The organism is Steroidobacter sp., from assembly GCF_016790065.1.
Taxonomy (GTDB): Bacteria; Pseudomonadota; Gammaproteobacteria; order Steroidobacterales; family Steroidobacteraceae; genus Steroidobacter.
In genome coordinates, this window is the sequence record NZ_JAEUPY010000535.1 from 1 (window position 1) to 7610 (window position 7610).

Below are 7610 nucleotides of genomic sequence, written 5' to 3' on the forward strand. Positions count from 1 at the left end.
TGAAGCCGGCTTCCTTGAAATCCTTGATCCAACGATCGGGGCTGATCAACGGATAGTCCGAGCCGAACAGCATCTTGGTCTTGAGCTGCGAGTTGGCGTACTGCACCAGTTGCGGCGGGAAATACTTCGGCGACCATCCCGACAGATCGATATAGACATTGGGCTTGTGCAAACACACCGACAGCGCCTCGTCCTGCCAGGGCCAGGAGGGATGCGCAATGATCACCGTCATGTCGGGGAAGTCCGCCGCCACGTCATCGAGATGAATGGGATTGGAATACTTCAGGCGCAACCCGCCGCCGCCCGGCATGCCGGTGCCCATCCCCGAATGACCGCTATGAAAGATGGCCGGCAGCTTGTGCTCGGCGATGACTTCATACAGCTGATACGCCATCCGATCGTTGGGGAAGAAACCCTGCAGCGTCGGATGGAACTTGAAGCCCTTGATCACGCCATCTTTGATCAAAGCACGCGCTTCACGCACGCCCATCTTGCCCTTGTGCGGATCGATGCTGGCGAACGCCATCATGATGTCGCTGTTCTCACGCGCCGCGTCCGCAACTTCTTCGTTGGGAATGCGCCGGGCGCCGATCTGAAACTCCGAATCGACCGTGAACATCACCAGACCGATCTTGCGCTCACGGTAGTAAGCGATGGTCTCGTGAATGTTGGGTCGCTTGCCGGCCTTGAAATACTTAGCCGAGGCTTCCTCGAAGGGCTTCCAGGCTTCGTCCGGCTCATGCCGGCAAGACACTTCGGCGTGCGTGTGCACGTCGATGGCAATCAGCTCGTTGATGTTCATCGCGCGGCTCCGGTCTGGTTAGCGTGTTGCTGGGCTTCCCACTGGCCAATGCTAAGCCCACGCTCCACCAATTCCACCAACAACGGCGCCGGCTGCCAATGCATCGGCCCGAAGATGTCCTGATACTTGCGCATGCCGGCCAACAAAGTCTTCAAGCCAATGGTTTCGGCATAGAACATCGGGCCGCCGCGATAGCGTGCGAAACCGTAGCCGGCTGCCCACACCACGTCGATATCCGACGCCCGCAACGCCACGCCCTCACCCAGAATCCGCAGCCCCTCGCTCAACAGCGGATACAAGCAACGCTCCAGGATCTCTTCCTTGGTGTGCTGACGCTGCGGCACCTTCAGCTGTTGAGCGCGCTCCTGCAGAATCTTGATGGCCTCGGGATCGTCGAAGCGCGCCCGATTGCCAGGCTCGTAGCGATAGTAGCCTTTGCCGTTCTTCTGGCCCAGGCGGCCAGCGTCATGGAGTGCAAAGTCCGCTTGGTAGTACGCCGGGTCGGGCGGGAACTGCGAAGCATTGGCCTTGTGCACGTTCACGCCGACGTCGATGCCGGCCATATCGAACACGGCGAGAATGCCCATCGCCATGCCCCACTCTTCCAGCGCCGAGTCGATCTGACGCGGCGTGGCGCCTTCCAGCACCATGGCTTCGGCTTCGCGCGCATAACCTTCCATCATGCGGTTGCCGATGAAGCCGTAGCAGACTTTGGCCAGCACCGGCGTCTTACGCAGCGGCTTGGCCAGATCCATCACAGTGCGAATGGTTTCGTCCGAAGTCTTGGTGGTGCGCACGACTTCGAGCAGCGGCATGACGTTCGCCGGCGAGAAGAAGTGCATGCCGATGACATCCTGCGGCCGCTTGGTGGCGTCGGCGATCTGTTCGATATCCAGCGTCGACGTGTTGGTCGCAAGCACTGCGCCCGGCTTCGCGACTCTATCCAGCTCGGCGAAGATCTTGCGCTTCAGATCCATGCTCTCGAACACCGCTTCGATGATGACGTCGGCGTCGCTCAGTGCGTCGTAGGTCAGCGAGGTGCTGATCAAGGCCATGCGTTTGGCCTTGTCAGCCTCACTCAAGCGACCGCGACTCACCATCGATTGATAAGTCTTGTCGACATTGGCCAGACCCTTGGTCAGGCCCTGCTCGTTGGCGTCGATCAAAGTCACCTTCATGCCGGCGTTCGCGAAACAGATCGCGATGCCGCCGCCCATGGTGCCCGCGCCGATGACGCCAGCCGACTTGATCGGGCGTGCCTTGACGCTCTCGGCCAAGCCCGGAATGCGACGTGTCTCGCGCTCGGCGAAGAACACATGCACCGAACCCTTCGATTCGACGCTCTGCTTGCACTCGTTGACGCGCTTGGTCTCGTACTCCAGACCTTGCTGGAACGGCAGCTGAGTCGCGGCTTGCACGACTTCGACCGCGACCTGAGCAGCAGTGCGATTCGGATAGAGCTTGCATGCCTGCTGACGTTGACGCTCGAACACTTCAGGCGTGGCAGTCGCAGCGGCGACGGTTAGCTCGCCCGTGCGACGCGGGCCTTTGCCGGCCGCGATCAGAGAGCGCAGGTAGTTGGCAGCACCGGCGCGCAAATCACCTTCGATGATTTCGTCAACGAAGCCCAGCTCGCGACCTTTGGCTGCGTCGATCGGACGCGCAGTGACGATCAGTTCCAGCGCCTGATCGGCCCCGATGAGGCGAGGCATGCGTTGCGTGCCACCTGCGCCCGGGATGATGCCCAGAGTCACTTCGGGCATGCCGAAGCGCGTGCCTGCAGCGGCCACTCGATAATGGCATGCGAGCGCGATCTCCAAGCCACCGCCCATCACGGTGCCGTGCATGGCGGCGACCACCGGCACGTTCAGTGCCTCGTAGCCGTTGAACAGATGCCGATACTCCTCCTCTTTGGGCGGCCCGCTGAATTCGCCGATGTCGGCACCGGAGAAGAAGGTGCTGCCTTCACACAGCAATAGCACACCACGCACGCCCTGAGCCTGCTGGAGTGTCTGCAGCACCTGCTGCAAACCGGCCCGGACTTCCGCATTGATGGTGTTGACCGGCGGATTGTGGACGATGACTAGCGCGAGCTCGCCGTCGCGCTCAACGCGCACGACGTTGGACGATGACATCGAAGGAACCCCCTGATTCGGATCCTGGATTGACTAGGACGCGATTTCGCCCGGATCTACCTCATTTGGAAAGAGCGGTGACAGGTATATAAGATATAAGCATCATGGATATCGCCGATGTCGACTTGAACCTGCTGGTGGTGTTCGACGCCCTGCTCCGGGCGCGCAGCGTCAGCGGTGCCGCCCGGGCGCTCAAAATGAGCCAGCCGGCCACCAGCTTTGCGTTGAATCGCCTGAGGAAAATGTTCGGCGAGCCGTTGTTCGTCCGGACCTCGCGTGGCATTCATCCGACCCCGTTCGCCGAGAGCCTGACGGCGCCGCTGGAGGCCATTCTCGACCGCATCCGCTCCGACCTGCTGCAACAGCCGAGCTTCGACCCGGCCACCGAACGGCGCTCGGTCACCTTCAACATGCAGGACATCGGCGAGTTGGTGTTCCTGCCCCGCATTCTGGCGCGCTTGAACGAGATCGCGCCTGGGCTGCAGTTGCGCACCGTCAATCTACCGGCGCCGCTACTCGAGCCGGCGTTGCGCTCAGGCGAGGTCGATATTGCGTTGGGGCACTATCCGGATCTGACCGGCGCGGCGCTGTTCCAGCAACGGCTGTTCTCGCATTCGTTCGTTTGTATCGTGCGAGCCGATCATCCGACCATCAAGGACGAGATGACACGTCGGCAATTCCTCGATGGCGTACACGCCGTCGTGCATCCGGCCGGCTACTTGAACGACTCGCTGGAGACCGAGCTACAGGCGCAGGGATTGACCCGCAAAGTGTCGGTGCGCATCGAGCACTTCCTGGCGGTGCCAACCATCCTGATGCAGTCGAATTTGATCTTCACTGTGCCCTACGCCATCGGCGCCGGCTTGGCCAAGCTGGCCGACATCACGTTAGTGAAGCCGCCGTTCAAGGCCAAGCCACGCGTCATCCGACAGCATTGGCACACGCGCTTTCAACACGACGGCGCGAATCGCTGGTTGCGCTCGGTGGTGGCAGAGCTGTTCATCGACAAGGAAACCCGGCCGAAATCTCGCGCGACGCGGCGCTGAAACTTACAGCGGCAGTCCGACGTAATTTTCCGCCAGCGTGCGTTGCGCCGATTCCGAGCCGAACAAGTACTGCAGATCGGCGACACGAACACGGCTGGTGAACGGGTCTTCGCCCGGGAACCGATGCAGCAGCGACGTCATCCACCACGAGAAGCGCACTGCTTGCCACACACGGCGCAGCGCCCGGCCCGAGTAGTGATCCAACGCGGCACGCGAGTCGCCCTTGTAATAGCCGGTCAGCGCTTCGTAGAGATAAAACACGTCGCTGGCGGCTAGATTCAAGCCTTTGGCGCCGGTGGGCGGCACGATGTGGGCAGCATCGCCGGCCAAGAACAACTGACCATAGCGCATCGGCTCTGCGACGAAACTGCGCAGCGGCGCGATGCTCTTCTCTATGGACGGACCCGTGGTCATGCGAGCGGCGACTTCCGGTCCGACGCGCAACTTGAACTCATCCCAAAAGCGATCGTCGCTCCACTGCTCGACCTTATCCGTCAGCGAACACTGCACGTAACAACGAACGCGTGTCGCCGAGCGCATGCTCGCGAGCGCGAAGCCTCGATCGGAGTCGGCGTAAATCAATTCGTCCCAAGCCGGCGGCACGTCCGCCAACACGCCTAGCCAGCCGAAGGGATACACGCGTTCGAAGATGGACAGCGCATCGGCCGGAATGGAACGGCGGCTGACACCGTGATAACCGTCGCAGCCCGCCATGAAGTCACACTCCAGCCGTCTCTTTTCGCCGTTGTGAACGAAGGTGACCGAGGGGCATGCACTGGTGATGTCGTGCAGCTCGACCGATTCGGCTTCATAGATCGACGGCGCGCCGCAAGCGGCTCGTGCTTCCATCAAATCGCGCGTAACTTCGGTCTGGCCGTAGACGGTGACCACTTTGCCGACGAGTTCTTTCAGCTGAATGCGGTGCTGGCGCCCGTTCGCGCCGATTTCGAAGCCGTCGTGAGGCAACGCGTTCGCATGCAATCGATCGCCGACGCCGGCCAAATCGAGCACGTCGACCGTGCCCTGCTCCAGCACGCCAGCGCGAATGCGGCCGAGTACATAGTCCGGGGAGCGCTGTTCGAGAATGACGGCGTCGATGCCAGCCTTGTACAACAGCTGACCCAGCAGCAATCCGGCCGGACCCGCTCCGATGATGGCAACTTGTGCTCGCAACGCTTCGCCCCCTGATGACGCTGACAAGATGCCGCGTACGGGGCCATGGTGACGATGGAGAAAAAGCACAACTTCTTGGACTTTTCCCAACCTGCCTCGGGCGGCTCGCGCTACTATGGCGACCGCACTGGACTGGAGAGCGCCAGGTGGCCCGACGCGGGATTCCACAGTATTTTCTGTACGGCGAAGCGACTCACGATGTCGATGAGCGGTTTTTGCACATCGAATCCATTGCCGAGCGCAGCCGGCTGCACGATTGGACGATTCGGCCCCATGCCCATCGGGACCTGCATCACCTGCTGCTGGTGATCAAAGGCGGCGGTCACTTCTATGCCGAGGGTCAGACTTTTTCCATTGGGCACAGCTCGTTGATCTCCGTGCCGTTGGCGTGTGTGCATGGTTTCGATTTCAAACCCGCCACCGAAGGTTGGATTCTCACCGCCTCCGGCGCGTTGATCGAGCGCATCGCTCATGAGAACGCCGAGCTGCGGCCGGCGTTGTCGGAAGCGACAGCGATGCCGTTACCCGCCGATGCCAGTGCGTCGCTGGCGACCAAATTCGAAACCTTGACGATGGAGTTCCGGAGCAATTTGCCTGGACGCCGGACCGCGGCTGAGGCTTTGCTGATCAGCATTCTGGTGGCGACGCTTCGTCGCAAGCTGCAGTTGTTGCCTGAGCAGGAGCGGCATACCGGCGCGGATTCGGTACTCGCGGCGAAGTATCGATCTCTGGTCGAGGACCATTTTCGGTCGGCGCTTAAAGTGTCTGACTACGCCAAGCGCTTGTGTGTGAGCTCTGAACGATTGCGACAGGCTTGTGTTCGGAGCACGGCCAGCTCGCCGCTGGCGTTGCTGAATGCCCGCAGGCTACTCGAAGCCAAGAGGACGCTGCTGTACACGGGCATGAGCGTTGGCCTCATTGCCGAGGCCTGTGGCTTCCCCGACCCGGCGTATTTCTCTCGGTTCTTTACGCAGCGGACTGGAGTGTCACCGATGGCGTATCGGACTAAGCAACAGCGCGCGCAGGCTAGAGACCACTAGCCCGCGTGAGCGGTTGATTCGGTGTCGATCTCTGCCAACGTTTCGGGGGCGTAGCGAGGGCCGCTGACGGTGTCGGCGTTGATCAGGCGCTCCAAGGTTTCGAGCGTTTCCGCAGAAACGCGAACCTTGGAGGCGGCCAAGTCCTCCTTGAGATGCTCCACCGACGTCGTGCCCACGATGGGTAACACATTCGGTGCCTTCTTCAGCAACCACGCGATCGCCAGCTGGGCCGGCGTGCAACCTGCTTCCCAAGCAACCCGGTTGAACTGATCAAGCAACTGCCGATTCTTCCCGAAGTGCGGTGCCTGGAATCGCGGCATCGCGCGGCGAATATCTTTCTCCACGAAGTCCCTCGGATCTGGGATGCCGCCTGCCAGGAAGCCGCGGCCGAGCGGCGAGAACGCCACCAACGCGACGTCCAACTCTTGGCACGCAGTTAGCAAGCCAATCTCAGGATTCCGAGTCCACAGGGAATACTCACTCTGCACAGCCGCCACCGGATGAACAGCATGTGCCTTCCTCAAAGTCGCGGCGGAAACTTCGGATAACCCGATAGACCGAATGTGCCCAGCGCGAACCAGATCGGCCAGCGCGCCGACGCTCTCCTCGATCGGCACTTTCTTATCCCACCGATGCAGGTAATAGAGATCGATGACGTCGGTTTGCAGTCGCCGCAGCGACTCGTGGCAGGTTTGTTTCAACGTCTCCGGCCGACCGTCGATGACTCGCTTGCCGTCGACGCCCGTCATCCCGCATTTGCTGGCGAGGAAGATCCGACCCCGGAAGGGCTGCAACACCTCGCCGACCAGCTCTTCATTACGGCCGAAGCCGTACAACGCAGCGGTGTCGAAATGATCGACGCCAAGATCCAGAGCGGCATGGAGCAACGCCTTGGCCTCCGCCGGCCCCGGCGGCGTGCCATAAGCATGACTCAGATTCATACAGCCGAGGCCGATCTCGGCCACCGACGAATTGGCAAGCGTTCGCTGATTCACCCCTGCGCCACCAACTGCTGTTCCAACTCATGCAGCGTGCGGTAGCACCCCAACACCTGATGCACGCTCGAATTCGGCTCGCGCTTGTCACGGATGGCAGCAAAGAACTCGCGGTCCTGCAGCTCGATGCCATTCATGGACACATCGACCTTGGACACATCGATCTTCTCTTCCTTGCCATTCACCAGATCGTCGTAGCGCGCAATGTACGTGCCATTGTCGCAGATGTACCGGAAGAACGTACCCAGCGGCCCATCGTTATTGAACGACAGCGACAAAGTGCAGATCGCTCCAGAGCGCGTCTTCAACTGAATCGACATGTCCATGGAAATCCCGAGCTGCGGGTGCTTCGGCCCCTGGATGGCGTGCGCAATCGTCACATCCTCGCCGGTCTGATACCGGAACAGATCAACCGTATA

The 7610-nt window shown here is 61.1% G+C and carries 6 protein-coding genes and 1 pseudogene; 2 read left to right on the plus strand and 5 right to left on the minus strand.

What is annotated here, in order from left to right:
• Positions 1 to 802, minus strand: an 802-nt coding sequence (locus JNL55_RS22175) for an amidohydrolase family protein (protein WP_293859051.1), incomplete at its 3' end; no start/stop codon positions are given.
• Complete coding sequence (locus tag JNL55_RS22180) at positions 799 to 2937, minus strand: 3-hydroxyacyl-CoA dehydrogenase NAD-binding domain-containing protein (RefSeq protein WP_293859054.1); 2139 nt, start codon at positions 2935 to 2937, stop codon at positions 799 to 801. The genes JNL55_RS22175 and JNL55_RS22180, both read right to left, overlap by 4 nt.
• A gap of 104 nt (positions 2938 to 3041) precedes the next feature.
• On the opposite strand from JNL55_RS22180, the gene JNL55_RS22185 reads away from it, so the two are divergent.
• Entirely contained in the window at positions 3042 to 3983 is a 942-nt protein-coding gene (locus tag JNL55_RS22185; RefSeq protein ID WP_293859057.1) for a LysR family transcriptional regulator, read from the plus strand.
• Positions 3984 to 3986: 3 nt separating this feature from the next.
• On the opposite strand, the gene pobA is transcribed toward JNL55_RS22185, so the two are convergent.
• A complete protein-coding gene (pobA, locus tag JNL55_RS22190) occupies positions 3987 to 5156 on the minus strand; it encodes a 4-hydroxybenzoate 3-monooxygenase (RefSeq protein ID WP_293859060.1) in 1170 nt (389 codons plus the stop codon).
• 146 nt (positions 5157 to 5302) lie between these two features.
• On the opposite strand from pobA, the gene JNL55_RS22195 reads away from it, so the two are divergent.
• Positions 5303 to 6196 (plus strand): helix-turn-helix domain-containing protein, encoded by an 894-nt coding sequence (locus JNL55_RS22195; protein WP_293859063.1) that lies wholly within the window; start codon positions 5303 to 5305, stop codon positions 6194 to 6196.
• Here the strand turns inward: JNL55_RS22195 and JNL55_RS22200 are convergent.
• Both JNL55_RS22200 and JNL55_RS22205 read right to left on the minus strand, forming a co-directional pair.
• On the minus strand, positions 6193 to 7191 hold the full coding sequence (locus JNL55_RS22200) for an aldo/keto reductase (RefSeq protein WP_293859066.1): 999 nt from the start codon (positions 7189 to 7191) through the stop codon (positions 6193 to 6195). The two genes, JNL55_RS22195 and JNL55_RS22200, sit on opposite strands and share 4 nt — an antisense overlap.
• Positions 7188 to 7610 (minus strand): annotated as a pseudogene (locus JNL55_RS22205) (oxidoreductase); the annotation flags it as partial. The pseudogene JNL55_RS22205 and the gene JNL55_RS22200, both read right to left, overlap by 4 nt.

Excerpts from the sequence above, each read along its gene's own strand:
- JNL55_RS22180 (WP_293859054.1), bottom strand. The coding sequence starts at position 2,937 with ATGTCATCGTCCAACGTCGTGCGCGTTGAGCGCGACGGCGAGCTCGCG.
- JNL55_RS22185 (WP_293859057.1), top strand. The coding sequence starts at position 3,042 with ATGGATATCGCCGATGTCGACTTGAACCTGCTGGTGGTGTTCGACGCC.